Origin of the sequence: Pyrinomonas sp., assembly GCF_040289685.1 — a bacterium.
In the GTDB taxonomy this organism is placed as follows: Bacteria; Acidobacteriota; Blastocatellia; order Pyrinomonadales; family Pyrinomonadaceae; genus Pyrinomonas.
The window spans coordinates 27,809-50,996 of record NZ_PSLQ01000001.1 but is presented as its reverse complement, the minus strand read 5'-3'; the positions used below and the strand labels follow the sequence as shown (position 1 = coordinate 50,996).

The 23,188-nt window shown below is 60.6% G+C and carries 21 protein-coding genes and 1 pseudogene; 5 read left to right on the top strand and 17 right to left on the bottom strand.

The genetic code is table 11. The features are described 5' to 3' along the window. Positions 1 to 92 precede the first annotated feature (92 nt). From C4334_RS00205 to C4334_RS00195, 3 genes are all read left to right on the top strand, one after another. The gene (locus C4334_RS00205; protein WP_352430053.1) at positions 93 to 392 is read left to right on the top strand and encodes a cupin domain-containing protein; all 300 of its coding nucleotides are present in this window, start codon (positions 93 to 95) and stop codon (positions 390 to 392) included. Positions 393 to 396: 4 nt separating this feature from the next. Continuing rightward, positions 397 to 2,166 (top strand): DNA polymerase, encoded by a 1,770-nt coding sequence (locus tag C4334_RS00200; protein ID WP_352430052.1) that lies wholly within the window; start codon positions 397 to 399, stop codon positions 2,164 to 2,166. A 302-nt stretch (positions 2,167 to 2,468) separates the two neighbouring features. Further along, positions 2,469 to 2,915 (top strand): YkvA family protein, encoded by a 447-nt coding sequence (locus C4334_RS00195; RefSeq protein ID WP_352430051.1) that lies wholly within the window; start codon positions 2,469 to 2,471, stop codon positions 2,913 to 2,915. A 121-nt stretch (positions 2,916 to 3,036) separates the two neighbouring features. Here C4334_RS00195 and mpl read toward each other — a convergent pair whose 3' ends face one another. The 7 genes from mpl to C4334_RS00160 all read right to left on the bottom strand — a co-directional run bounded on the left by mpl (position 3,037) and on the right by C4334_RS00160 (position 9,313). Continuing rightward, the gene (gene mpl / locus C4334_RS00190; protein ID WP_352430050.1) at positions 3,037 to 4,461 is read right to left on the bottom strand and encodes a UDP-N-acetylmuramate:L-alanyl-gamma-D-glutamyl-meso-diaminopimelate ligase; all 1,425 of its coding nucleotides are present in this window, start codon (positions 4,459 to 4,461) and stop codon (positions 3,037 to 3,039) included. 54 nt (positions 4,462 to 4,515) lie between these two features. Continuing rightward, positions 4,516 to 4,977 carry an HXXEE domain-containing protein gene (locus C4334_RS00185; RefSeq protein WP_352430049.1) on the bottom strand — a complete coding sequence of 154 codons (462 nt, stop codon included), beginning with the start codon at positions 4,975 to 4,977 and terminating at the stop codon, positions 4,516 to 4,518. Continuing rightward, positions 4,974 to 6,332, bottom strand: a complete 1,359-nt coding sequence (locus tag C4334_RS00180; protein ID WP_352430048.1) for an ATP-binding protein — start codon at positions 6,330 to 6,332, stop codon at positions 4,974 to 4,976. The genes C4334_RS00185 and C4334_RS00180 overlap by 4 nt, the downstream gene beginning before the upstream one ends. A 2-nt stretch (positions 6,333 to 6,334) precedes the next feature. Continuing rightward, on the bottom strand, positions 6,335 to 7,372 hold the full coding sequence (locus C4334_RS00175) for an ATP-binding protein (protein ID WP_352430047.1): 1,038 nt from the start codon (positions 7,370 to 7,372) through the stop codon (positions 6,335 to 6,337). A 115-nt stretch (positions 7,373 to 7,487) separates the two neighbouring features. Continuing rightward, positions 7,488 to 7,886, bottom strand: coding sequence for an anti-sigma regulatory factor (locus C4334_RS00170; protein ID WP_352430046.1), 399 nt, complete (start codon positions 7,884 to 7,886; stop codon positions 7,488 to 7,490). Further along, entirely contained in the window at positions 7,874 to 8,296 is a 423-nt protein-coding gene (locus C4334_RS00165) for an STAS domain-containing protein (RefSeq protein WP_352430045.1), read from the bottom strand. The genes C4334_RS00170 and C4334_RS00165 overlap by 13 nt, the downstream gene beginning before the upstream one ends. Positions 8,297 to 8,332: 36 nt before the next feature. Then, positions 8,333 to 9,313, bottom strand: a complete 981-nt coding sequence (locus C4334_RS00160; RefSeq protein WP_352430044.1) for an STAS domain-containing protein — start codon at positions 9,311 to 9,313, stop codon at positions 8,333 to 8,335. 325 nt (positions 9,314 to 9,638) lie between these two features. Here C4334_RS00160 and rfbB point away from each other — a divergent pair. Further along, positions 9,639 to 10,656 (top strand): annotated as a pseudogene (gene rfbB / locus C4334_RS00155) (dTDP-glucose 4,6-dehydratase). A 212-nt stretch (positions 10,657 to 10,868) separates the two neighbouring features. Here rfbB and rdgB read toward each other — a convergent pair. The 7 genes from rdgB to C4334_RS00120 form a co-directional block, all read right to left on the bottom strand. Further along, positions 10,869 to 11,489, bottom strand: coding sequence for an RdgB/HAM1 family non-canonical purine NTP pyrophosphatase (gene rdgB, locus C4334_RS00150; RefSeq protein ID WP_352430043.1), 621 nt, complete (start codon positions 11,487 to 11,489; stop codon positions 10,869 to 10,871). A 198-nt stretch (positions 11,490 to 11,687) separates the two neighbouring features. Continuing rightward, positions 11,688 to 12,503, bottom strand: a complete 816-nt coding sequence (locus C4334_RS00145) for a carbohydrate ABC transporter permease (RefSeq protein WP_352430042.1) — start codon at positions 12,501 to 12,503, stop codon at positions 11,688 to 11,690. Further along, positions 12,500 to 13,366 carry a carbohydrate ABC transporter permease gene (locus tag C4334_RS00140; RefSeq protein ID WP_352430041.1) on the bottom strand — a complete coding sequence of 289 codons (867 nt, stop codon included), beginning with the start codon at positions 13,364 to 13,366 and terminating at the stop codon, positions 12,500 to 12,502. The genes C4334_RS00145 and C4334_RS00140 overlap by 4 nt, the downstream gene beginning before the upstream one ends. A 13-nt stretch (positions 13,367 to 13,379) precedes the next feature. Next, a complete protein-coding gene (locus C4334_RS00135) occupies positions 13,380 to 14,702 on the bottom strand; it encodes an extracellular solute-binding protein (RefSeq protein WP_352430040.1) in 1,323 nt (440 codons plus the stop codon). 67 nt (positions 14,703 to 14,769) lie between these two features. Then, positions 14,770 to 15,867 (bottom strand): ABC transporter ATP-binding protein, encoded by a 1,098-nt coding sequence (locus C4334_RS00130; RefSeq protein ID WP_352430039.1) that lies wholly within the window; start codon positions 15,865 to 15,867, stop codon positions 14,770 to 14,772. Positions 15,868 to 16,127: 260 nt separating this feature from the next. Then, positions 16,128 to 17,018 carry a carbohydrate kinase family protein gene (locus tag C4334_RS00125; protein ID WP_352430038.1) on the bottom strand — a complete coding sequence of 297 codons (891 nt, stop codon included), beginning with the start codon at positions 17,016 to 17,018 and terminating at the stop codon, positions 16,128 to 16,130. A 44-nt stretch (positions 17,019 to 17,062) separates the two neighbouring features. Next, entirely contained in the window at positions 17,063 to 17,227 is a 165-nt protein-coding gene (locus C4334_RS00120) for a hypothetical protein (RefSeq protein WP_352430037.1), read from the bottom strand. Between the two features lie 360 nt (positions 17,228 to 17,587). On the opposite strand from C4334_RS00120, the gene C4334_RS00115 reads away from it, so the two are divergent. After that, a complete protein-coding gene (locus C4334_RS00115) occupies positions 17,588 to 19,189 on the top strand; it encodes a trehalase family glycosidase (RefSeq protein ID WP_352430036.1) in 1,602 nt (533 codons plus the stop codon). An 84-nt stretch (positions 19,190 to 19,273) separates the two neighbouring features. Here C4334_RS00115 and C4334_RS00110 read toward each other — a convergent pair whose 3' ends face one another. From C4334_RS00110 to C4334_RS00100, 3 genes are all read right to left on the bottom strand, one after another. Then, positions 19,274 to 21,625, bottom strand: coding sequence for a S9 family peptidase (locus C4334_RS00110; protein WP_352430035.1), 2,352 nt, complete (start codon positions 21,623 to 21,625; stop codon positions 19,274 to 19,276). Between the two features lie 210 nt (positions 21,626 to 21,835). Continuing rightward, entirely contained in the window at positions 21,836 to 22,300 is a 465-nt protein-coding gene (locus C4334_RS00105; protein WP_352430034.1) for a tRNA (cytidine(34)-2'-O)-methyltransferase, read from the bottom strand. A gap of 125 nt (positions 22,301 to 22,425) precedes the next feature. Beyond that, positions 22,426 to 22,575 (bottom strand): hypothetical protein, encoded by a 150-nt coding sequence (locus C4334_RS00100; protein WP_352430033.1) that lies wholly within the window; start codon positions 22,573 to 22,575, stop codon positions 22,426 to 22,428. Positions 22,576 to 23,188 lie beyond the last annotated feature (613 nt).

Here is a 23,188-nt window from a genome sequence, read left to right as displayed (position 1 = left end):
GTTTTCGAGTTCGTGCCAGCGTCTCGCGCACTAAGCCCAAAAACCTATTTCAACGACGCGCTAGCGAGTATAATGAAGCGGCGAGGTGTCTTATGCGTGTGGAACGGTGGAACGAGACGAGAAAGCCGGACGCGCGCGAGTTGCGCCGTCGCATGGAGACGGAAGGATACAGCGTTTTCGAGTGGAGCGACCCGCCCGGCAAGGTCTATGCGCCGCATGCGCATCCGGAAGATCAGTCGCATTGGGTGATCAGCGGTGCCATCGCGCTCGAAGTTGGAGGCGAGGAGTACATCTTGCGCGCGGGCGATCGCGACTATTTGCCGGCGGGAACGGTGCATGCGGCGCGCGTCGTCGGCGATGAGCCGGTCGTCTACCTGATCGGCGCGAAGTGATCCGATGTCGAACGAGTACAAGCTCATCACAAGCGAAGAAGGGTTGCGGCACGCGGTCGAAAGATTGCAAACGCACGCGGCCATAGGGTTCGATACAGAGACGACCGACCTCGATCCTTACCGCGGTCGCTTGCGATTGGTGCAACTCGCTACGCCCGAAGAGACCTACGTCATCGATCTCGATAAATTCGCCGAAAGGCCGCGCGAGCACGCGGGACTCGACCCGTTGCGGCGGTTGCTTGAAGCTGACCGTCCGGTCAAGATCGCACACAACGCGAAGTTCGATCTCAAATGGACGTGCCGCCATCTCGGCGTCGAAACCGGCATGGTCTTCGATACGTTGCTCGCCAGTCAGTTGCTCTCCGCTGGCCTTGACGAAAGGCATAACCTCGATGCCGTGATGATGCGCTATCTCGGCGAGAGCGTGGATAAGACGGAACGGGGAAGCGACTGGAGCGGCGAGCTAAGCGAAGCGCAGCTTCTGTATGCCGCGCGTGATGTGGCGCTGCTCGTTCGCTTGCGCGATAAGATGATCGAAAGGTTGAAGGCCGAGGGTCTCGTTCAGTGTGCGCGGCTCGAATTCGAGTGCGTTCCCGCTACGGCGGCGATTGAGCTGGCCGGTTTCTATCTCGATAAGGAGCGTTGGCATCAGCAGATGGCCGCCATCGAGCGGGAGCGCGCGCGCATCGCCGCTGAACTTCAAGAGATGCTCGCCGAAGGCTCAGCCCAAGGAATGCTCTTTGCCGGGGCGCGGACGGAGATCAATTTAGATTCGCACGCGCAATTGACCGAAGCGCTGCGCCGTTTGGGCGTGCCCGTGTCGAATTCAACGCGCAATTGGCGGTTGCAGCCGCTGGCGGCGAAGTATCCGGTGGTCGCCAAGTTGCTCGAGTACCGCACGGTGCAGAAGGCGATGACCAGCTTCGGGCAGAACTTTCTCGACGCCATCAACCCCGTAACGGAGCGCATCCACGCCAACTTTCATCAAATCGGCGCGCCCACCGGACGATACGCTTGCGTCGATCCAAACATCCAACAAATCCCACACGCGCCGGAATACCGTCGCTGCTTCCGCGCCCCCGAAGGGCGAAAGCTCGTCATCTGCGACTTCTCGCAGATCGAACTGCGTATTCTCGCCGAATACTCCAAGGATCAAAACTTCATCGCGACCTTCCTTTCGGGAACCGATTTTCACCGGACCACGGCGGCGCAGGTCTTTCGTCTTGCGCCCGAGGACGTGACGCCCGAGCAACGCTCATTCGCCAAACGACTGAACTTCGGCGTCGTCTATGGCATCGGCGCGTCGCGTTTCGCTTTGATGACGGGGCTATCGGAAAAGGAAGCGGAAGAGGTGATGCGGCGCTATTTCGCAACCTATCCAGCGCTCGATGCTTGGCTCAAAGAGGCCGGGCGTCGTGCCGTGCGCGAGCGTGAAACGCGCACCTTGTCCGGGCGAAAAGCGCGTTTCGCGTTCGATCCCGAAGACAAAAAGGCCGCATCGCTTGTCGAACGCAACGGCAAGAACACGCCGATTCAAGGGACGAGCGCCGACATACTCAAACGCGCGCTTCGTCTGCTCTACGAGCAACTGCGCGGTACGTCGGCTGAGATCGTCAACATCGTGCACGACGAGATCGTCGTCGAAACGGACGCTGCCCAAGCTGAAGAAGTGGCCGCCAAGGTAGAGCGGGCGATGCAAACGGCTGGCGAAGAGTACATCAAGGTCGTTCCAGTGGTCGTTGACGCGCGCGTCGCTGACGAGTGGTTGAAATAGATTGCCGCGCGAGAGCGAAGTGAACGATGACCGGGTCTCTCGAAGCTTTGCAGCGCCGAGTTGCGACGAAAAGCGACAGTCAGGCGCAGGGAGCAACCGGGATGGGGCGCGCTCGCGTCGCGCCTTGAGAAGGCGATGGTTGCGCGACGGATCGACGCGATAAGAGCAAGAGGGAGTTGTGAAAACCCTAGGGGGCAAGCGATTTCCCACAAAAACGGAGGTCGCGGTGGAAGAAAGGCGCTGTGAAAACGCCCCCGCATCGAATAAAATTCGCGCTAGATCCTTTGGTGAGGTAGCAAGCGATGCGAAAAAGAGAGGCAACACGACGGCTCAAAGAGTTGTTGCTATTCTTCCCGAATCTGGTGCGATTATCGGGCGAGTTGATGGTGGACCGGCGCGTGCCGAAGGCGGAACGAGCTTTGTTGGCTGCCGCTTTCCTCTACGCGATCACGCCGCTCGATTTTCTGCCCGATTTCATCCCGTTTCTCGGACAGGTGGACGACGCCTACTTGATCGCGTTGACAGTGCTGCGCCTTTTAAACAAGACGGACGAGCGCGTGATCCGCGAGCACTGGCACGGAAGCGGCGATGTCGTTCCGCTTGCGCGCGCATTGGCCAAAGCCGCGCCCGTGGTCTTGCCCGACAAAGTGACGCGCGTGCTTTCGGAAGGCATCGCGCCCGGAGCGACTTTGGGCAAGAAGCTGTGGCGCAAGATCAAACGACCCGCGCTTCCGGAGCAAGGAACGTGAATCCTCGTTCGGCGAAGATCGAGGCTGTTCAACGAGCGACTCCGAGTCTTTGTTGGAATCTGTTGGGAGAAGACGCCGCATCGTGAGAATCGAGCAACGCGCTCGTTGGCGAGAAAACCCGTCACGGCGTTCGCCCGCGGTGATCGCGCAATGCCGACAAGAGCCGGTCGTGAATGCCGCCGAAGCCGCCGTTTGACATGATGGCAACGACATCGCCGGCCCTCAATTCCGGCAGCAAGTGGCGGATGATTTCATCCACTCCTTGGATGCAGAAAGCGGGCGTGCCGCGCTCTCTGAGTTTGTGGACCAGCGCTTCGGTATCGAGCGGTTGGCCAAGCTGCGCGACCTTGTTTGCGTCGAAGACGCTTGCGATAACGACGTAATCGGCTTCGGCGAAGGCTTGTTCGTACTCTTTTTGAAAGACGGCCAGCCGCGATGACCACGAGCGTGGTTCGAAGACGGCGATGAGCCTACGGGTGCCGTATTTGGCGCGCAAAGCGGCCAAAGTTTCGCGCACGGCGGTCGGATGGTGCGCGAAGTCGTCGATTACGGTGACGCCGCGCTCCGTGCCGCGCACTTGCATACGCCGCGCCACGCTGCGGAAGGTCTTCAGTCCTTGGGCGATCGCTTCTTTGGTCAGCCCCCACGCTTGAGCGGCGATGATGACGGCCAAGCAGTTGCGCACGTTGAACGTGCCGACGAGCGGCGTGGCGAAGTCGGCCCATTCTTCGCCGTCGCGAAAGACGCGAAACGACGTTCCGCTCTCGCCCGTTTCGATGTCACGTGCCTGCCAGCGCGCGTCGGCGCAGGTGCCGAAAGTTTCGAGCTGCGTAAAGAGTTTGTCGCCGAAACTCTGGACCACATCGCGCACGTGCGCGCTATCCCAACCAACGATCAATCGCCCGTTGCCGGGAACGAGGTTCATCAAGCGGCGAAACTCGATCTTGACCGCTTCAAGGTTCGAGTAGATGTCCGCGTGATCGTATTCGATGTTGTTGACGATGGCCATTTCGGGGAGGTAATGCATGAACTTCGGTTTCTTGTCGAAAAAGGCCGTGTCGTACTCGTCGCCCTCGATGATGAAGTAGCGGCTGTCTGTGACGCGAAAGCTCGCGCCGAAGTTCTGCGCGATGCCGCCGATCAAAAAACTCGGATCGAGTCCGCCACATTCCATCACCCATGCCGCAAGGCTAGTGGTCGTCGTTTTGCCGTGCGTTCCAGCGACCACCAGCGAACGGCGTCCGCGAATGAATTCCTCTTTCACCGTCTCGGCCTGTGAGCGGTAAAAGAGTTTTCGATTGAGCGTTGCCTCGACTTCCGGGTTGCCGCGCGAAAGCGCGTTGCCGATGACGACGCAATCGGGCGTCGGCTCCAGATGCTCCGCCGCATAGCCCTGCCTGATCTCGATGCCGAGCTGTTCGAGCATGGTGGACATGGGCGGATAGACGTTCTGGTCCGATCCCGTGACGCGATGGCCGCGCGCTTGAAGCATGCCGGCGAGCGAAGCCATCGCCGTACCGCAAATGCCGATCAGATGGTAGTGCATTTTCTCCCCCGACTGGTGTCCAACGGTGGGCTGCGGCGTAGAGTTCGCCGCGCCTCAAACGGTCAGCGTCAACCAGCAGATCAGAAAGCTGATAAAGAGGCCAGTGACAGCGCCCCCGCCAAACGCGCGTCGGCTTCTTGCGCGCGCCTCGCGCCGCAACATCCAAAGGCCGAGCGGCAGCCACAGCGCTGCCGCCGAGATGGTGCCCGGCGACAGCGAGCGAAAAGCCACGCTGCCTGCAATATGCAGCAGCGCGTTCACGGCGACGATCACGCTCAAGCATGGGATCACCCAGCGGTGACTGCGCCGACGTGTCGCCAGCAGCACTCCCGATGTCATGAGAACCAGCGCGGCGACGTTGAGCCACAAGAATTCTGCGGGCGCAAGCTGCGCCCCCAAGGTCTCTTCGATCCACGATGGAAAGCCTTCGCCGCTCGCGTACTCGTCGCCGATATGCACCAGATAGGTGAGCGGAAAGAGCCAAGCCCACTGTTCGGAAGCGGCGACCGTCTTCATGAAGCCGTTTCAGCTTGCGACTGCTCCTCAGCGACGGGCAAGGTAAAAGTGAAAGTGGCTCCTCGTCCCACCTCGGACTCGACGTTGATTTCGCCGCCGTGCAGTTCGACCAAACGCTTGGTGATGTAGAGTCCGAGCCCCGTCCCTTTTTCGCCTCGCGTGGCGCGGTTCCGCGCTTGCGCGTACTTATCGAAGATCATCTGTTGCTCCTCGGGCGCGATGCCAACGCCCGTGTCGGCAACTGAAACGGCGACCGAGCGACCGTTGCGCGCGGCGCGAATGACGACGCTGCCGCCGGGCGAGGTGAACTTCACAGCGTTGCTGACGAGGTTGTGGAGGATGCGTCCGAGTTGTCCGCGGTCGGCGAGCACAGGGGGAAGCTCCGCGGGCACTTCAACCGTCAGCGTGATGCCTTTTTCGTTCGCCGTCGGCAAGAGCGCCTCGCGCACTTCGGCAACCGCATCCGTGAGGCTAGCCGGTTCGATCTTCAATTGCAACGTGCCGGATTCGAGTTTGGTGGAATCGAGCAGGTCGTTGACGAGCGAGATGAGGTTCTGCGCGTTGCGTTCCATCATCGCCACCATGCGCTCTTGTTCCGGCGTCAACTCGCCCAAACGACCTGACTTGAAGAAACTAATAACGCCGCTGATTACCGTCAACGGCGAGCGTAAGTCGTGCGTGGTCAAAGCGAGGAACTCCTCTTTGAGTTCGGACATCTCGCGCAACTTCTCGTTGGCACGTTGCAGCTCGGCGTTGGAGCGGCTCAGCTCCTGATTGAGCTTTTCGAGCTGTTCGCGTTTTTCTTCGAGTTCAGCCAAGATGGCGATCAGCTCACGGTTTTGGCGTTGCAGCTCTTCCACCGCCGAATCGCCCGCAGCTTGCAGGAAGCTGGCCCGCAACTGCCCCATACGCGCGCGCACGTCGGCGGCCTTTTCGGGCGGAAGCCACTTCGTCACGCTGATGCGCGTCCCCTTGCCGAGACCGGCATCGATCTCGAACTCGTCCATCAAGCGGCGCGTACCGGCGATGCCGATGCCCATGCCCCCAGTAGAAAGGTAGTCGCCGCGCAACGCCGCACGCAGCCGCCTCTCCTCGATGCCCGGTCCTTGATCGGAGGCCGTGATCTGCAAACCCAACAGATGCCCGCGCTCGACGATGGCGAGCGAGATGGTCCCCGTTTTGGCGTACTCGCAGATGTTACGCGTCAATTCCGAGACGGCGGTCGTGATCTTGATCTGCGTCGTCGGGTCGAACTCCATCTCGCGCACCAACCGGCGCACGCGGTCGCGCACGCGGACAATGTCCGCTTCCGAATAGATCGTGAGTTCGCCGATTTTCGTCGTCTTCCGGTCCATTCTCATCTTGCGACGAGCACGGTCGCATCATCCGCCGTCCGACCGTAGTCGCGCATCAAGAGGCTGGCGATCAGTTGCGGACTACGTTCGAGTAAAGCGGGGTAGGATATCACATCCCACGAACGGCTCAACCCGTCGCTTGCGATCACGAGCGTTGCCCCCTGCTGCCATGGGCAGGTGTGCACGCGAACGCGCGGCAGCCGCGCGCCGAGCGTGCCGTTCATCGAGATGAGCGTGCACGAAATGCCGATGGCGCGCGCCTCGACGTTGCCGACGCCGGCATATTGTAAAATGCCGCTCGATGCGTCGAGCAGCGCGATGCCGATGACGGCACCGCGCGTTCCGCGCAACGCTTCGTGGGTTCGCGCGATCAATTCTTCGAGCGGCTCGCCGCGCCACTGGTCGAGCGTCGCCGTCGCTGCCTGCGCCGCTTCCTGTGCGCCTCGCCCATGTCCGATGCCGTCGATGACGGCGAGCAACCATCGATCGCCGCCGCGTTTTTGCGCGAAGAAAGCGTCACCGTTGACCTCCTCGCCAGCGCGCGCGCGGCTCCAGATGCCGAGCCGCCGGTCCAGTTCGTTGCGCAACATCGTCGGATTGGGCCACTTGCGAACCAGCAGGACGGTGCCGCTCGTCGTGCGCGCTGCCTCCTTGAGCCTGCGCGCGGTGGAAACGCCGGGCGAAGAGTAGATCTCGAACTCGTCGGTCAAACGAAGTATGGCCCCGAAACCGGCACCCAACCCGCCGCCCGTCGAATAACCGTCGCGCAACGCTTCTTCGACATCGTATATGCCTGGTCCTTTGTCCCAGTAAACTACTTCGAGTCCGGTCGGCATGCCGAGCGTCGTGCCGAAATGAATCCAACGCTCGCTCGTCGCGTAGCGCACAGCGTTGGTTCCGATCTCTTGGACGACGATTTCGAGTTCCGCCACCTGCTGGTCGCTGAACCCCAACGCGCGCGCGGCGCGCGCGACGGCGCGGCGCGCGGCGCCGATTTGCGTCGCGTCAGTTATTTCCAGCGATTGAAGGATGTGCCGCACGTTCGACCTCGAATCGCGCCAATCGTTTTCTGTTCGTCAAAGCAATGTCCGCGCAACGTCTACCGCTCGTCTTCCGTGACAGCTGGTCTTTCGCTCCTGCGAACATCGCGCGTGGCTAGAGCCAACGAATCACCGTCACGCGCGTGCCGCGCCCAACGTGCGATTCGATCCGAAACTCATCGACCAATCGACGCGAACCGGGCAGCCCCTTGCCCAATCCACCGCCAGTTGAGTACCCATCGCGCATAGCCGCTTCAATGTCCGCGATGCCAGGCCCTTGATCTTCGAAGATCAAGCGCAGGCCGCTACGCCCGTCGGCGTCAAACAGCGGTTGCGCGATGAGCCGCCCGCGTCCGGCATACTTGACGACGTTGCGCGCCAGTTCCGATGCCACCGTCGCAAGGCGCGTCTGATCCGCGAGGCGAAATCCCATGGCGGCAGCCATTGAGCGCACCTCGCTGCGGGCGATGACGATGTCTTGTTCGGTTTCGAGCAGAATCGCTATGCTTTCCAATGGTCGTTCAGCTCTAGGTCGAGAGAGTCATCCCCTTCTTCGCCAATGCCGAACTCGTCACGCAGCAATCTGATCCCTTCGTCCACGTTGAGCACTGTATCAACGCCGGGAAGCTCCAATCCGAGTTCGACCAGCGTGATGGCCACCGCCGGTTGCATGCCAGCGACCACGGTGCGCGCGTCCATGATGCGCGCCATCGCCGCGATGTCGCTGAGCATGCGTCCGATGAAGGAATCGACCATTTCGAGCAGCGAGATATCAATCAACACGCCGCGCGCGCCGGTTCGCTCCAACTCCGAAAGGATGCGCTCTTGAAGTTGCATGGCGGTCGCATCGTCCATGTCAACTTGAATGGGAACGATGAGTGCCCGCCCGACTTTGAGGATCGGTATGCGTTGAGGAGTGTACATCGGCTGATTGTCCCTTGCCTTGATGGATGAGGCTCGTCAGCTCTCTTCGCGCCGCAGGCGCTCCGACGCAGCGTGTCCCTCTGCACGCGGTTGACCATCGTATGTTGCGCGCGCAACGCCTTCGCGCAAGCGTTCGAGCGCTTTGGTCGGGATGACCGTGCGCCCGAGCATCTCGAAAGCGAGCTTGATGCCATCGGCCATCTGCGCACGCGTGGTGATCTGCGAAAGGTCAATGCCGAGCTGCACCATGGTTTGCGCGATGGCTGGGCTGACGCCCGTCAGGATGCACCGCGCGCCCATCAACCGCGCAGCCGTCACGGTTTTGATCAGATGATTGGCGACGAGCGTATCAATGGTGCGCACGCCCGTGATGTCGAGAATGGCGATGGTCGAGCCGGTTTCGGCGATCCTCTGCAGTAGAGCTTCGGTCATCACTTGCGCGCGCCGCGAATCGAGCGTGCCAATGATCGGCAGCGTCAAGATCTTGTCCCATACCTTGATGACCGGCGTTGATAGCTCCAGCATGTCAGCCCGCTGCTGACGGATGATCTCCTCGCGCGAACGTATGTAACGCTCGACCATCACTAACCCCATCTTATCGAGAAGGGGCGTGAAATAGTTCATCTCTTCGATTAACGCCGATGGGTCGGAGCGCATCTCTTCGATCAGGAAACGCAACACCGCGTCGCGCAAAGAGAGTATGTATGTTGCGTTCTCCATCGGCGTGTAGCCTTTGACGGCGCGTAGCCGCGATATCTCGCCGAGAAAAGAACGCAATTCATCGAAGGCTGGGTCATTGAAGTCGCCGCCGTTGGATGCTTTGATCGAGCGGGCGAGCATCTCGACGATTTCGCGCGACTGCTGGCGCAGCTCCTTTTTGGAGATCAACTCATCGCGGAAGTCGTCCGAGTCCAAGCGCTCTTTGATCCAGCGGTCGATGATCTGTTCGCGCCGCTGCGCGAGAAGCTCAGCTACGCGCAAGCCCACGCGCGTCGGCGATGTGCTCTGGTCGCTCATCTTGGGGGTCCCACCTTACCTTCGTCGTCAAACGTCTCGGGTCGAACTAGCTAGGCGTCTGTAGAGAGAGACGCTGCTGGATTTCAGTTTGAGAACGCGAGCGCGTATCTTAGCATTTCGCCCCAAAAGCCACAATAGCGTTGATTTCGCCAAGTGCGCTCCGCTCATCGCAGCCTCCGATGAGCGGGGCGCACCGCATGGACCATCACTCGCAGAAAAAGCGCGCATCGAGTTGCTAGTAGCTAAACGGAAAGCTATACTCTGACGTTTCTCGCGCACGGAGTCGGCGGAGAATCTTCGTCAGCGACTTTCAGGGAACGGAAAGATGACCAAACTGTTCGTCACGGGCGGAGCCGGATTCATCGGCTCGGCATTCATTCGCGTCGCGCTCGAAGCACTGCCCGATTGCGAGATCGTCAACTTCGACGCGCTCACTTACGCAGGCAACCCCGATAACCTGATCGGTTTGGATCAAGGGCGACATCGCTTCGTTCGCGGTGACATCGCCGATCGCGCCGCCGTCATGGATGCCCTTGAAGAGGGCACCGACGCTGTGATCAACTTCGCCGCCGAATCGCACGTCGATCGCAGCATCGCCTCGGCGGATGAGTTCTTGAGAACCAACGTCCTCGGCACGCAGGTGCTGCTCGATGCGGCGCGCGCGCGGCGCGTCGCGCGGTTCGTGCAAATTTCGACGGATGAAGTGATGGGGTCGCTTCCCGAAGACGATGCTTCTTTCTTCACTGAGTCTTCGCCTTATGCGCCGAACAGCCCGTACGCTGCCTCGAAAGCCGCCGCCGAACATCTGGTGCGCGCCGCGCATCACACCTTCGGCCTCGACGTGGTGATCACGCGCTGCGGCAACAACTACGGTCCGCGACAGTTCCCGGAAAAGCTCATCCCGCTGGTGATCGCCAACGCCATTGACGATCAACCGATCCCGGTTTACGGCGACGGGCGCAACGTGCGCGACTGGATCTACGTCGATGATCATTGCCGCGCCATCTTGCAAGCGCTGCTGCGGGGGCGCGCGGGCGAGATCTACAACATCGGCGCGCGCAACGAGCGGCGCAATCTGGAAGTGGTCGAAGCGATTTTGGATGCGCTTGGTAAACCGCGCACGCTCATCAAATTCGTTAAGGACCGGCCCGGTCACGACCGACGCTATGCTATCGATCCGACCAAAGTCGAAAACGAACTCGGCTGGCACCCGCAAGAGAGTTGGGAGAGTGGCTTTTCGCTGGTACGCGGAGAACCAGGCGTGGGTTGCGCGCGCGCGTAGCGGCGCGTATCGCGAATATTACGCGCAACAGTACGGTGTAGAGATCGACCTCGGTCTGTGACCGAGCGAAGGTCTGGCGCTACAGTGGGGACGATGTTGAAGGTGAGATCCTCCCCGCCGAGCTGATTCTAATGGGTCCGGTGGTAAGGCGATCTGGTCGCAAAATACGCGCTAGCCGGTCCTCGGTTTCGGTCACTTCCACGACGCGCCACCGCTCTGGTCGGGCGAAAACATATCAATGGATTCGCAACGCGACCATCGTTGCGTCGCCGGCTATCGAGCGCAAGGCTCGTCGTCGCGAAGAGAGAGCAGAAAGTCGCGGGCTTGCGCGAGCGCGCGGGCACGGTGACTGCGTCGCTGCTTCTCTTCGGCGCTCAATTCACTGAACGTTAGGCTCTCGCCTTCCGGGACGAAAATGGGATCGTAGCCGAAACCGCCATCGCCGCGTGGCGCGTGCGCGATCCTGCCTCTGCACATGCCGCGAAAAAGCCATGCTCGTCCGTCAGGCGAAGCCAGAGCAATGACGCAGACGAAACGCGCGCGTCGTTCCGGATCATTTGTCCGCTGCAGCTCAGCCAGTAGCTTCGCCACGTTCTCGGCATCGGTCGCGCTCGCGCCCGCGTAGCGCGCCGAATGGATGCCGGGCGCACCTGCGAGCGCTTCCACCTCCAAGCCCGAATCGTCGGCGAGCGTCCATAGACCAGTATGGGCCGCGTAATAACGCGCTTTGAGTGCCGCATTGGCTTCGAAAGTCTCACCTGTTTCCGGCGGTGGTTGCAGGGCAGGGAAGTCCGCCAGCGTCAACAGGTGCCAACCGTCGAGCAGTTGCCTTAGCTCGTGCGCCTTGCCGACGTTGCTCGTTCCGATGAGAAGCTTTCTTGTTCGGTCAGACATGGCGTGAAACCATTTGTATTGTAATGGTTCGAGAAGCCAACGGGAAGATCTCCGGCTGGGACTGGGGAAGCATCCTGGAGCGGGTCGTTTTGCTCTTCCGGCGACGCGCGTGGTTTCATCGCCGTGTCCTTTTGGGTGCGCTCACGCGCCAGACTTGCAAGCATCGGCAGCAAGCCGCTTAGGGCGCGAGCAGCGGGGCTATAACCCTTTTATCCCACTGCTCGCCAGACTTTCGATCAAGTAGCGTTGCAGAAAGAGGTAGGCGGCGATGATCGGCAGTGCGAGCAGCGTTGCAGCGGCAAGTTGCGCTCCGAGACGCGCTTCGGCCTGTCCGCCGACGGCAAAGAGCGTCACCATGAGCGGCATGGTCATTAAGTCTTGGTCGCGTATGACCATCAGCGGCCACAGCACATCGTTCCACACGCCCATGAAGGTTAAGATCGCCACTGTGGCGACCACGGGTTTGGATAGCGGGGCGACGATGCGCAATAGGATCGTCCAATCAGAACAACCATCGAGCCGCGCGGCATCGATGAGCGACTGCGGGATCGCGAGGAAGAACTGGCGAAAGAGCAGCGTCGCATAACTGCTCATCATGGCCGGCACGATGAGCGAAAGGCGCGAATTGACCCAACCGAGCTTCGTCATCAACGTGTAGAGCGGGACGAGCGTCAGTTGGGACGGGATCATCATCGTCAGCAGCGCGAGGTTGAAGATCGCATCGCGTCCGCGGAAGCGGAGCCGCGACAGCGCGTAACCCGCAACGGCGCCGAAGATGACCACCGACGTAGTGACTGTCAGCGAAACGACGAGGCTGTTCAAGAAGCCCTTCAGGATGGGGATCTTACCGAAGACGAAGCGGTAATTTTCGTCGGTCGGATGGGACGACCAGAGCGCGAAACCGACGATCTCCGGTTCGGGCTTGAAAGTCGCGGCGATCATCCATACGAACGGATAGAGGAAGATCAATGCGCCACAGGCGAGCGCAACGTAGACGAGCGCTTTCCTCATCATGCAACCTCCCGCTCGACGAAACGACGCTGCAAGAGCACGACGGCGAAGATGATCAGCGCCCAGAAGAAACCGATGGCCGCCGCATATCCCATCTTGCCGAAGAAGAAGGCCTGTTTGTAGAGGTAGAGGACGCCGGAGAGCGTGCTGTTGACCGGCCCGCCGCCGGTCAACACGTAAGGCTCGATGAAGAGCGAAAAGCCGCCGATGGTTGAAAGAACGAGCACCAGCACGATCGTCGGGTTGAGCATCGGGATGGTGATGTGCCAAAACTTATGCCAACTGTTAGCTCCGTCCAGCTCCGCCGCTTCGTACAGCTCGCGCGGGATGGATTGTAGACCGACGAGAAAGAGGACGATGTACAGTCCAACGTTCTTCCACGTTGCCATCAGCGCGATCGAGACCATCGCGATGCGCGGGTCGGTCAACCACCCGACTTCGGCAAAGCCCATCCGACCGAGGAAGACGTTGATAAGCCCCGTTTCGTCGGCGTAGAGCTGTTGCCAAAGGATGGTGACGACCACGCCCGAAATGACCACGGGGAGGAAATAGCAGGCGCGGAAAAGGGCGCGCGCGCGAATCCTCTGGTTGAGCAAGTAGGCGAAGCTGAGCGCCAGCGCTAGTTGCAGCGGGATGTGGACGACGAGAAAGTAGAGCGTATTGCCTAGGGCACGCCGGACGAGCGGGTCGGAAACGAGGCGTTTAACGTTTGCCAGTCCGACCCAGCGCATCGGCGTGTAGATGTTCCAGCGGTGGAAGATCAAGACGAAAGCGAAAGCGAGTGGGTAGCCGAGAAAGAGCAGCGTATGAAGCAGATAGGGCAGGACCATCGCGTAACCCGTGCGCTCGCTTTGCTTTTGTGCCATTGGTCCTCTGGTCTCAATCGGCATCGATGATCGCTTGACTTCTGCGCGCCGCATCGTGGATGGCGCGTTCGGGCGTCTTCAAACCGAAGACCACTGATGCTTCGAATTCTTGCGCGATGATGTCGAAAATCTCTTTCAATTCAGCGACCGATTCCACGCTGCGCGCCGCGGGCAGAAGCTGTGCGAACTGGATCATGCCCGGATGGCGCGCGAAATAATCGCTGAAGATTGGGTCCGAAAGAAGATCGGCGCGGATCGGAAGTTGATTCGTCATCTCCAGCAGAAGCCGATCATTCTCCTTCGAGACGATGAATTTGACGAATTCCCACGCCGCTTGCGGATGACGGCAGGTCCGGAAGATGACGATGCTTTTCGGGTCGGCGTAGCTGACTGTTGGTTCGTCGGTCGCTTCGGGGCGCGGAATGGGACCGAAAGCGTACTCGAAACCGGCAGGAGCGTAGCGTTCGATTTGACTGATGCTCCATGGGCCTGTGAAGCGGGCTGCGATGCGCCCTTGCAGAAAAGGGTCGCCTTGAAAGGACTGGCGCGGCGCGTAGCCGCGTGCGAATAGCTCGCGCGTGAAGCGGAAGACGGCTGCTGCCGCCTCGTTATCAAACTTCACGCGCCCGTGTTCAATGAGCGGCGCGCCGCCAGATGCTGCCAGATAGAGCGGGTAGAAATCGAACATGCGTTTATACCAGATGGGCAGATAGTCGATGGCGATCATCCAGTGATCTGGTCGGCGATCGCCGTCGGCATCTTTGGTGACGCGCGCCGCGATCTGGAGAAACTCGGCGTAGTCGCGCGGCGGGCGATCGCTTCCAGCTTCGCGTAGGAGGCGCATGTTGTAGAGGACCATGATGGGGTTCGATTTCCACGGCAGTTGGTAGAAGTGGCCGTCAGGCGATCTGTATTGTGCGAGCATGTCGGCGCTCATGCGCGCGCGCAAAACGCTCGAAAAATCGGCGAAGTCGTCTAGTCGGACGACGCCTTCGGCATCGAGCAAGTCCTGCATCGCGCCGGGAAAGGCGTTGGCGTAGATGTCCGGCGTCGTCCGACTGGCGAGCGCAGCCAAGATCACCTCTTCCGATGATTGTCCGGCTGGAACGGGCTCGACGCGAACTCTCATCTTCGCCTGTCGCGCGTTCCATTCGTCTGCTACGCGCCGTGCAAACTCCAATTCCTGCGCGTTGGTCGCGCTCCAATAGACGAGCGTGATCTCATCGTCCGATGCGGGCGCGGGCGCGCGCCGCAAGCAGTTTGCGCCGAGGCAACAGAGCGCGCAAACGAGCGCCATGGAACAGATGAGGTGCAGCCTCGTTTTCGCGGCTTTCACCCAATGATGTCTTCTCGCCATCGCGCAGCGTCGCATATTGACTCCGGTCAGTTGTGGAACGCTATCTTCAACCGATGGCCTTGCCGGTCGCTGCATCGAAGAGCTTAGCACGCTTCATGTCGAAGCGAAGCCCGATGCTGGAGTCCGCTCTCGTCGCGGTCTGCGCGCCGAGACGCACGGTGATCTGCTGTCCAGCGACGGAACATGTGGCGAGCGCTTCGCTCCCCAGCAATTCAAGCAGTTCAACTCTGGCCTCGATCGCTTCGCGCGCGCCCGGTTCAGCTTCGCGCACGTCCTCAGGGCGTATGCCGATGATGATCCGGCGTTCAGTTGAGGGGCGATCTTGAAGCAGTCTCTTCTGCTCGGCGGTAGCATCGAGCGCGAGCCGGTCGCGGACGAAACGAAGCTGCCCGTCGCGTTCTTGGATCTCGCAGGTGATGAGGTTCATCGGCGGGCTGCCGATGAAACTGGCGACGAAGACATTAGCTGGATGGCGATAGACTTCGAGCGGCGGACCGATCTGTTGAACGACGCCGCCTTCGACCACGACCAAACGATCGCCCATGCTCATCGCTTCGACCTGATCGTGCGTGACGTAGATGGCGGTGGCTTTCAGTCGTCGGTGGAGCTTGAGCAGTTCGGCGCGCATTTCGACGCGAAGTTTAGCGTCCAAGTTGCTCAACGGTTCATCGAAGAGAAAAAGCTTCGGTTGACGGACGATGGCGCGTCCGACGGCGACGCGTTGCCGTTGTCCGCCAGATAACTCTTTGGGGCGACGATCGAGAAGCGAGACGAGGCCGAGCGTCTCAGCCGCTTGACGCACTCTGCGTTCGATCTCGGCTTTGGGCAAACGGCGCATGCGCAATCCAAAGGCCATGTTCTCGTAAACGGTCATGTGCGGATAGAGCGCGTAGTTTTGAAAGACCATAGCGATGTCGCGGTCTTTGGCAGGGACATCGTTGACCAATTTGCCGCCGATCCAGATTTCGCCTTTGGAGACGGTTTCGAGTCCGGCGATCATGCGCAACAGAGTCGATTTACCGCAGCCGGATGGACCGACGAGCACGATGAATTCGCCGCTTCCCACTTCAAGATCGACATCGGAGACGGCATGAACGCCGTTTTCGTAAACCTTTGAAACGTTTTTCAGCACGAGTTCGGCCATTCCGCTCTCAAATTATTCTCGGAAGACTTACCCGTCAACCCACCCGATGGCGGCGCGGGTTGACCTTCGCCGTTGAAGTCAAACGTCATAGCGGGCGTTTGAGTCTGCGATCGAAAACTGCGATGCAAGGTCAGGTTCGTGGTCGATCCTCGCTGTCAAAGGTTCGTCCGCTGCTCTGCACCAAGAGCGGTTTCGCACGCTTCTCGGATATGCGTATCGAAACCTCGACGGGCCCGCTTCCTCGCCCCCTCTTCAGCCGGTTACTGAAGGATCTGCGCTAGGACATCTTTGGTCACGGGCGGCATGGCTCCACGTTGCGTCGTGACCCAAGAAGCAAGTAGGTTGGCCACGCGCCCGATCTGGTCGAGCCTCTGTCCGCGCGACAGGAGGACCGTCATCGCGGCGGTGAAAGCGTCGCCCGCGCCCACAGTGTCGACGACTTCAGCGCGCACGCCTTGATGATGCGCGACCTCGTCTTCGGCGACGAGCAAGCTCCCTTGCGCGCCAAGCGTCAAACAGACGAGGCGAAGCGAGAACCTGCGCTGAAGCGAGCGCGCAAGTTCCCCTTCGTCCGATCCGATAAGATCGAGCAGCCCAGCGACGACGCCCAGCTCTTCGCGATTCAATTTGACGACGTTGGCGAGGGCGAGCGAGCTGACGATCACTTCGCGCGAGTAGAACGGCGGGCGCAAGTTGACGTCGAGCACCTTGAGCGCATCCGAGCGCACGGCGCGTAAGAAACGCCGAATCGTCGCTCTCGACTGAGCGCGGCGCTGGGCCAATGTGCCGAAACAGACTGCGTGCGCTTCTTGCGCTAAAGCGTTCCACGCTGGCGTCCAAGCCAGATGGTCCCAAGCTGCATCTTCGGCGATCTCGAAGCGCGCGTCACCTCGTTCATCAAGGCGCACACGCACCGTGCCAGTTGGGTGCTGTTCGTCGGTCTGCATCCAAGCGCTCTCCACGCCGTGAGCCTCTAGGGCTTGAAGGGCTTCGTAGCCGAGTCGGTCGCGTCCGATGCGGCTGGCGACGGCGGCCCGCTCACCCAACGCTGCCGCGATGTAGGCGAAATTGGCCGGCGCGCCGCCCAACTGCTTTCCCGTCGGCAATATGTCCCAAAGGATCTCACCTAACCCGACGAACAGCTTCCTCATGATCGTCTCTTGTCGCTTTCAACGCTAGATGTGTTGTTCACTGGTCAGCGCCCGTTTGCGCCGTGTCGGGATCGGGCGAATCCGCTCGCCGACCTCAACCCGTAGTGGTCGAACCACAAGAGCTTGTGGTTCGCATCGCGTTCAGTCCCTGCTCCTTGACGAGTTAGACGCGGCAGCAAGCCGGCCTCGATCTCTCTTGTGGACCGCATCGTGCCCGCTCCCCATTTCTTGAGGTGAGCGTCGCGGTGCTGACTCCGAACCCGCTCGCGCGCGAAGCTGCTCTAGCTTTCGCCCGCAAGCGGTGTTAATTTTAATTTTTACGCCGTTTCCGATCTACAGCAAGATGCGTCCTCGTGTCAGGAGACAGCAAAATGAGACCGGTTCGATGGATATGGGCACGGTTGAAGGCTCGCGACGGGTTCGCGCGGTGCGATGCGGTTCGCGTTCTGATCTCGCTAAGCGCCTCCCCTTCGTCGCACGCTTGCGCAACGTTCGGGCGGTGCAACGTCGAAGGTCGGAAAACGGATGCGCGCCGTCGTGAATGTCAGAGGCGCCTGAATCTCAGCGGCATGTTGTGTGCGGCCTTCGCTCTCTTGAGCCTTTTTTCAAGCGGCAGCATCGCGCAACAGCGCGCCAGCGGTCAAGAACTCCGCGCCATCAAGGAATACATCCATCGAAGCTGGCGCCTTCTGCGCCGCTCCAACGCGCAACTGGCGCAAGCCGCCGTTGATCCGAAATTCAAACCGTCCAGCGTCAGGTGGCCCGTCTACATTTCGCCGCGCGAGGACCTCGCCGCGGTTGAAAAACGGCTCGCCGCCGAGATGTCGCCGGCGGATCTGGCACGCATCGAGCTGCGAACTTTGCCGGACGATCCGGCGCGCATCAGCGAGCACGGACTGCTCTACCTGCCCCATCCTTACGTCGTTCCCGGCGGACGTTTCAACGAGATGTACGGCTGGGATAGCTACTTCATCGAGGTAGGGTTGTTGCGCGACGGCGAGACGGGGCTTGCCAAATCCATGGTCGAGAATTTCCTTTATCAGGTCGAATATTACGGCAAAGTGCTCAATGCGAATCGGACCTATTACCTCACGCGCTCGCAGCCGCCTTTTCTGACGCGCATGGTGCTGGATGTTTACCGGCGCACGCGCGATCGCACGTGGTTGGAAAAGAGCGTGCCCGCGATGGAGAAATATTACCTGTTCTGGACCACAGGGCCGCATCTCGTCGCGGAGACTGGCTTGTCGCGCTACTACGATTTCGGCGAGGGACCGGCGCCCGAGGTCGTCTCAGGCGAACGCGACGCGCAAGGGCGCACGCATTACGATCGCGTTCGCGAGTATTACCGCACCCATGAGGTGAAAGACTACGTCGTGTCGCTCTACTACGACCGCGGGCGCGACCGATTGACCGACCTCTTCTACAAAGGGGACCGGTCGATGCGCGAATCCGGCTTCGATCCGTCGAATCGTTTCGGCCCCTTCAGCGTCGACATCATCAACTACAATCCGGTTTGCTTGAACTCTTTGCTCTACGTGATGGAGAGCGATATGGCGCAGATCATGAACGAACTCGGGCGGCGCCGCGAAGCCGCCGTTTGGTTGCGTCGCGCCGCCGAGCGGCGGCAGCGCGTCAATCGCTTGATGTGGGACGAGGTGGATGGGCTTTATTACGATTACAACTTCGTCGAGCGACGTCGCCGACGTTACCCGTTCGTGACGACCTTCTACCCGCTTTGGGCCGGGATCGCTTCTGCGCAACAAGCGGCGCGCGTCGTCGCCAACCTGCGATTGTTCGAGCGTCGGGGCGGGTTGCAGACGAGCACGAACGTAAGCGGCAGCCAATGGGATGCGCCTTTCGGATGGGCGCCGATGCAACTGCTCGCCGTCCAAGGATTGCAGCGCTACGGCTACCGTCGCGAGGCCGAGCGCATCGCCGTCAACTTCCTTTCGCTGGTCCTTCAGGAATTCATCGAACACCGCACGATCGTCGAGAAGTACGACGTCGTGCGTCGGAAGTCGGACGTCGGCGGCGGGCTGAAATTCGGGTACGCTTCCAACGAGATCGGCTTCGGTTGGACCAATGCGGCGTGGACGGAACTCTACGCCCAACTCACGCCGCGCGCGCGCAGGCTCGTGTTGCGTCCCGATGGCATCCGCGTCCCTCGCTGAAGAACCGGCGCTTGCTTGCCAGCGAGCGGCTTCTGAGCCGCAATTTCGGAGAACGGCGCTTTATGTTTCCGGATGCTTTTGAGGTCAGCGCCCATCTTTTCGCCCTTCGAGATGCTTTTCGAAGAAAGCGAGGATGCGCTCGTATTCATCGGCCCAACTTTCGGGTCTGGTGAAAGAATGGTTCTCCTTCGGATAGAACATCACTTCGAAATATGACGTTTTGCCGAGTTCGATCAGCTTCTGGACCAGTTGCACCGAGTCTTGAAAATGGACGTTGTCGTCCAACATGCCGTGCAGGATGAGCAATGGGCGGCGCAGTTGATCGGCGTAGCTGATGGGCGAGCTGCGTCGGTAGGCTTCCGGATTCTCGTCGGGGAAGCCGAGGCGTTCGGTTGTGTAAACGGGCGACGAAGCGTAGTAATTCCTCCAATCCGCGACGGGACGCAGCGCGGCGGCGCACGCCACTCTTTCCGGCGCGCGCATGGCGAGCATCTCGGCCATGAAGCCGCCGTAGCTGCCGCCATAAACGCCGATGCGCGTCGGATCGGCGTTGTACTCGCGCACGAGGTAATCGATGCCGTCGAGATGGTCTTGAAGATCGAGTCCGCCTAAAAAGCCATGCACGTCAGTGCGCCAATCGCGCCCGTAGCCGGCTGAGCCGCGGTAGTCTATGTCGAACACGAGGTAGCCGCGCTCTGCGAGCAGATGATGGAACATCGCTTCGCGGTAGTAGTTGTTCCAACCGTTGATGACGTTTTGCAGATAGCCTGCGCCATGGATGAAGATCACCGCCGGATGACGTTGCGCGCGGTCGAAATTGCGCGGCAGATAAAGACGCGCGCGCACGGTCTTGCCGTCCTTGGTCGGAAAGGTGACGAAACGCGGTTCGGTCCAGCGGATCTGGCGAAAACGCGCTGGCACGGTGTCGGTCAATCGCACTGGGCGGTTACGATCGTCGCATTCTGTGCACGGTTGAAGCGCATAGAGGTCGTTCGGCGAGTTCCATTCGGAATGTTCGAAGAGAAGGCGCTCCCCGTTCTTCGACAATTGCGCATCCGTGTTCATCCCCTTGGGCGTCGGAAGTCGCCTCTTCGTGCCGGTGCGCACGTCGAGCAGATAGAAATGGCGCTCAGCGGTGGAATCTTCCGTCGAGGAGTAGATGATGTTTGCGCCATCGGGAAGCCATGTGGCCCAGCTTACCTCCCACGGGCCGCGCGTCAACTGACGTGATTTCGGCGAGGCGTCGCGTCCGATGGGCAACAAGTAGAGGTGGTTGAAGCCATCCCGCTCGGAGGCGAAGAGCAATTGGTCGCCGCGCGGCGAAGGCTCAACGATGCGCGATAGCGGCGCGATCCATTTCTCATCCGTCTCTTCGTCGAGCAGTTTGGCTGCGCCGTCCATCGCCGACACGAGAAAGAGTTGGCGACGGCGCGTGTCGCGGTCGATGCGATCGACGATGAGCGCCGAACCGTCGTTCAGCCAACGCAGGACGCGAACGTAAGATTTGCCTTCGGGCGGCGGGAGCTTGACGAGCATGGGGCGCTCGCCGCTCCCATCGGTTGGGATGATCTCGATGCGTTGTTCGGTCCAACCGCGTCTCACGGTCGGCGCTGTGACGAATTCGCCCGTGTAATCTGGAACGATCAACGCTCGCTGCTGCGACGTATCGGCGAGGACGTAAGCCACGCGCGCGCCGTCGTCGGAGACGACGGCGTTGGTGATCGTCGTTGTCGGAGGAGCATCGGCGCGCGGCGGCGCGATGCGCGTCAGTTGGATCAGTTGAGGCTCGTCCACGCCGAGGACGAAGATGTTGCCGCTCGATTGGTAAATGATGCGGCGTCCGTCGGCGAGCCACCGCGCGCCCACTTCCGGCGCGCTCGTCTGCGTCAAACGGCGCGGCGCTCCGCCGTTGACCGCCACGACGTAGAGGTCGCCGTTGTGGGAGAAGAGGAGGCGTCGGCTGTCGGGCGACCATTCAACGGCGCTGATGCTCATCTGGCGCGTTTGGCCTTCACGCTCGGTTCGCTGCCCGCGCGTCTGCTCGTTGCGTCCTGTACGCGCTTGCTGCGCGCCATCTTGTTGCATGGCGAGTTCTTCCCGCTGCTCGTGCGTTTGCCCTCGGCTTTGTACGTTGCGTTCTTGTTGGCCGCCATCGCGTGGCGTCGGGCGCGAGACGTCCGCCGCGCGCACCAACAGGCGCGCTGGCGACTTTCCATCGGTTGGAACTAAATAGAGGTCACGTGGGTCGCGCCCCGCGGCGCTCCACAGAAAAGCGCACCACCTCCCATCGGGCGAGATCTTTGCGCCCTCAGGACGCATCCCGGCGATGGAAGGCTCGGCCATGATGTCGCGCACTGAAAGCGTCTGCGCACGGAGGGTTTGCCAGAAACAGAGGCAAAGGAGGACGGTCGAGATCGAGACTGTTCTTCTCATCATTCTCATTACTTCTTCACCAAGGCTTGCACAACATTTGCGTTTGCCGCTTCGTGCGTTGCCGTGATGGACGCGGAATCGGCAGCGCCGCTCGGCGGTTTGTCCGTTGTCGTTGTGACTCCCCGCCGCTCGATGCTGCGCGATTCGGCAGCGCGCTCCCGCCCGCACTGGTTCCGCCGCTGCCGTTGTTGCGACTTCCCATCGCTCAAGCTTTCAAGCTTCGCGCAGCGCGCCGATTTGACGCAACGCCTCGTAAAGCGCGATCGAGACCGAAGTCGCCAAGTTCAGACTGCGCACGCGCGGGTTGAGCATCGGGATGCGCAAGCAGCGATCCCAATTGGCCCGCAGCAGCGTTTCGGGCAACCCGCGCGTTTCGCTGCCGAAAACTAGGCAATCGTTCTCGCTGAAGCTCCAATCGAGATAGGAGCGTTCGGCTTTGGTGGAAAAATATAGGAAGCGCGCCGCAGGCAACATGGCGTAAAGCGATTCGAGGTCGCGGTGGCGATGGAGCGTCACTTCGGGCCAGTAGTCTAATCCGGCGCGTCGCACGGCGCGATCGTCCAACCGAAAGCCGATCGGCCCGACGATATGCAAAGGCGTGCGCGTCGCGGCGCATAGGCGCGCGATGTTGCCCGTGTTCGGTGGGATCTCCGGTTCGACGAGCGCCACGTGAATCATGCGTCCAGAAAAATGGAGCGGCAAAACGTTGTTACGATTTGCCGCCCCTGGATGTCAAGCCTGCAAGGGCCAGATTGTTTTGTGCGCCAGTGGAAAAGGTGGAACCGAAACGAAAGAGCCCTCGATCACTTCTTCGAGGACTTCTTCGTCGACTTCTTCGCCGCCGATTTCTTCGCGGTGGCTTTCTTCGCGCCGCCCTTGGAACCGGACGACTTCTTGGCCGAAGCCTTGGTTGACTTCTTGGTCGACTTGCTCGCTTTTTTCGCAGTTGGCATATGCTGTCTTTCTCCTTTTTGAGTTTAACCGCTCTCGACCACAAGATGCTGTGTTCAGTTCATTCTTGTGGCCTAGAATTAACGGCGCACAACATGTTGTGATTTATAATCGCATCGCGCGCAGATGTCAACATCTTATTTCATTCGCGCGCGATTTTTTTTGCGCCCTCTTTTCAACGCGAGAGGACGATTCGCTGCCGCACGCACTAAGAGAGCGCGTGGCGGAACATTTGCTCTCTACAAGGGCAAAAGAATCCGCCGCCGATTGCGCGAAGCATACTGACCGGCGATAAGCCCTTCGCGCGACGCCGCGTGCGAGCGGGAGAGAGACCTTCTCGTGCGCGTGAAGTTTCAACGGCGAAGAGACGTGAGGAGCGAAACCAAGGCGCGCTCGGCGTGGCGACGTTCGTTTGGTTAACGGCGGAAGAGGGGCGAAGCGCGGCGTGATCGGCGCCAGCGACGCAACGCGCGAGGGGGCTTCAGCGAAATAGGGGTGTGAAGACCCAGCGGTCGTGGCGTTCCAGACCGTAGTAGGTGATGATCGAGGCGCGCCTGCTGCGCGACGCGACTCCGACGAAAGGTCCCGACGTTTCATCGCGGCTGCTGGCAGGCG

Coding starts and splice junctions, on each gene's coding strand:
- C4334_RS00140 (WP_352430041.1), bottom strand. CDS start 13,366: ATGGCACAAAAGCAAAGCGAGCGCACGGGTTACGCGATGGTCCTGCCC.
- C4334_RS00110 (WP_352430035.1), bottom strand. CDS start 21,625: ATGATGAGAAGAACAGTCTCGATCTCGACCGTCCTCCTTTGCCTCTGT.
- C4334_RS00200 (WP_352430052.1), top strand. CDS start 397: ATGTCGAACGAGTACAAGCTCATCACAAGCGAAGAAGGGTTGCGGCAC.
- rdgB (WP_352430043.1), bottom strand. CDS start 11,489: ATGTCTGACCGAACAAGAAAGCTTCTCATCGGAACGAGCAACGTCGGC.
- C4334_RS00115 (WP_352430036.1), top strand. CDS start 17,588: ATGTTGTGTGCGGCCTTCGCTCTCTTGAGCCTTTTTTCAAGCGGCAGC.
- C4334_RS00180 (WP_352430048.1), bottom strand. CDS start 6,332: ATGGACCGGAAGACGACGAAAATCGGCGAACTCACGATCTATTCGGAA.
- C4334_RS00100 (WP_352430033.1), bottom strand. CDS start 22,575: ATGCCAACTGCGAAAAAAGCGAGCAAGTCGACCAAGAAGTCAACCAAG.
- C4334_RS00130 (WP_352430039.1), bottom strand. CDS start 15,867: ATGGCCGAACTCGTGCTGAAAAACGTTTCAAAGGTTTACGAAAACGGC.
- C4334_RS00195 (WP_352430051.1), top strand. CDS start 2,469: ATGCGAAAAAGAGAGGCAACACGACGGCTCAAAGAGTTGTTGCTATTC.
- C4334_RS00145 (WP_352430042.1), bottom strand. CDS start 12,503: ATGATGAGGAAAGCGCTCGTCTACGTTGCGCTCGCCTGTGGCGCATTG.
- C4334_RS00165 (WP_352430045.1), bottom strand. CDS start 8,296: ATGTACACTCCTCAACGCATACCGATCCTCAAAGTCGGGCGGGCACTC.
- C4334_RS00125 (WP_352430038.1), bottom strand. CDS start 17,018: ATGAGGAAGCTGTTCGTCGGGTTAGGTGAGATCCTTTGGGACATATTG.
- C4334_RS00120 (WP_352430037.1), bottom strand. CDS start 17,227: ATGCGGTCCACAAGAGAGATCGAGGCCGGCTTGCTGCCGCGTCTAACT.
- C4334_RS00105 (WP_352430034.1), bottom strand. CDS start 22,300: ATGATTCACGTGGCGCTCGTCGAACCGGAGATCCCACCGAACACGGGC.
- C4334_RS00185 (WP_352430049.1), bottom strand. CDS start 4,977: ATGAAGACGGTCGCCGCTTCCGAACAGTGGGCTTGGCTCTTTCCGCTC.
- C4334_RS00160 (WP_352430044.1), bottom strand. CDS start 9,313: ATGAGCGACCAGAGCACATCGCCGACGCGCGTGGGCTTGCGCGTAGCT.
- mpl (WP_352430050.1), bottom strand. CDS start 4,461: ATGCACTACCATCTGATCGGCATTTGCGGTACGGCGATGGCTTCGCTC.
- C4334_RS00205 (WP_352430053.1), top strand. CDS start 93: ATGCGTGTGGAACGGTGGAACGAGACGAGAAAGCCGGACGCGCGCGAG.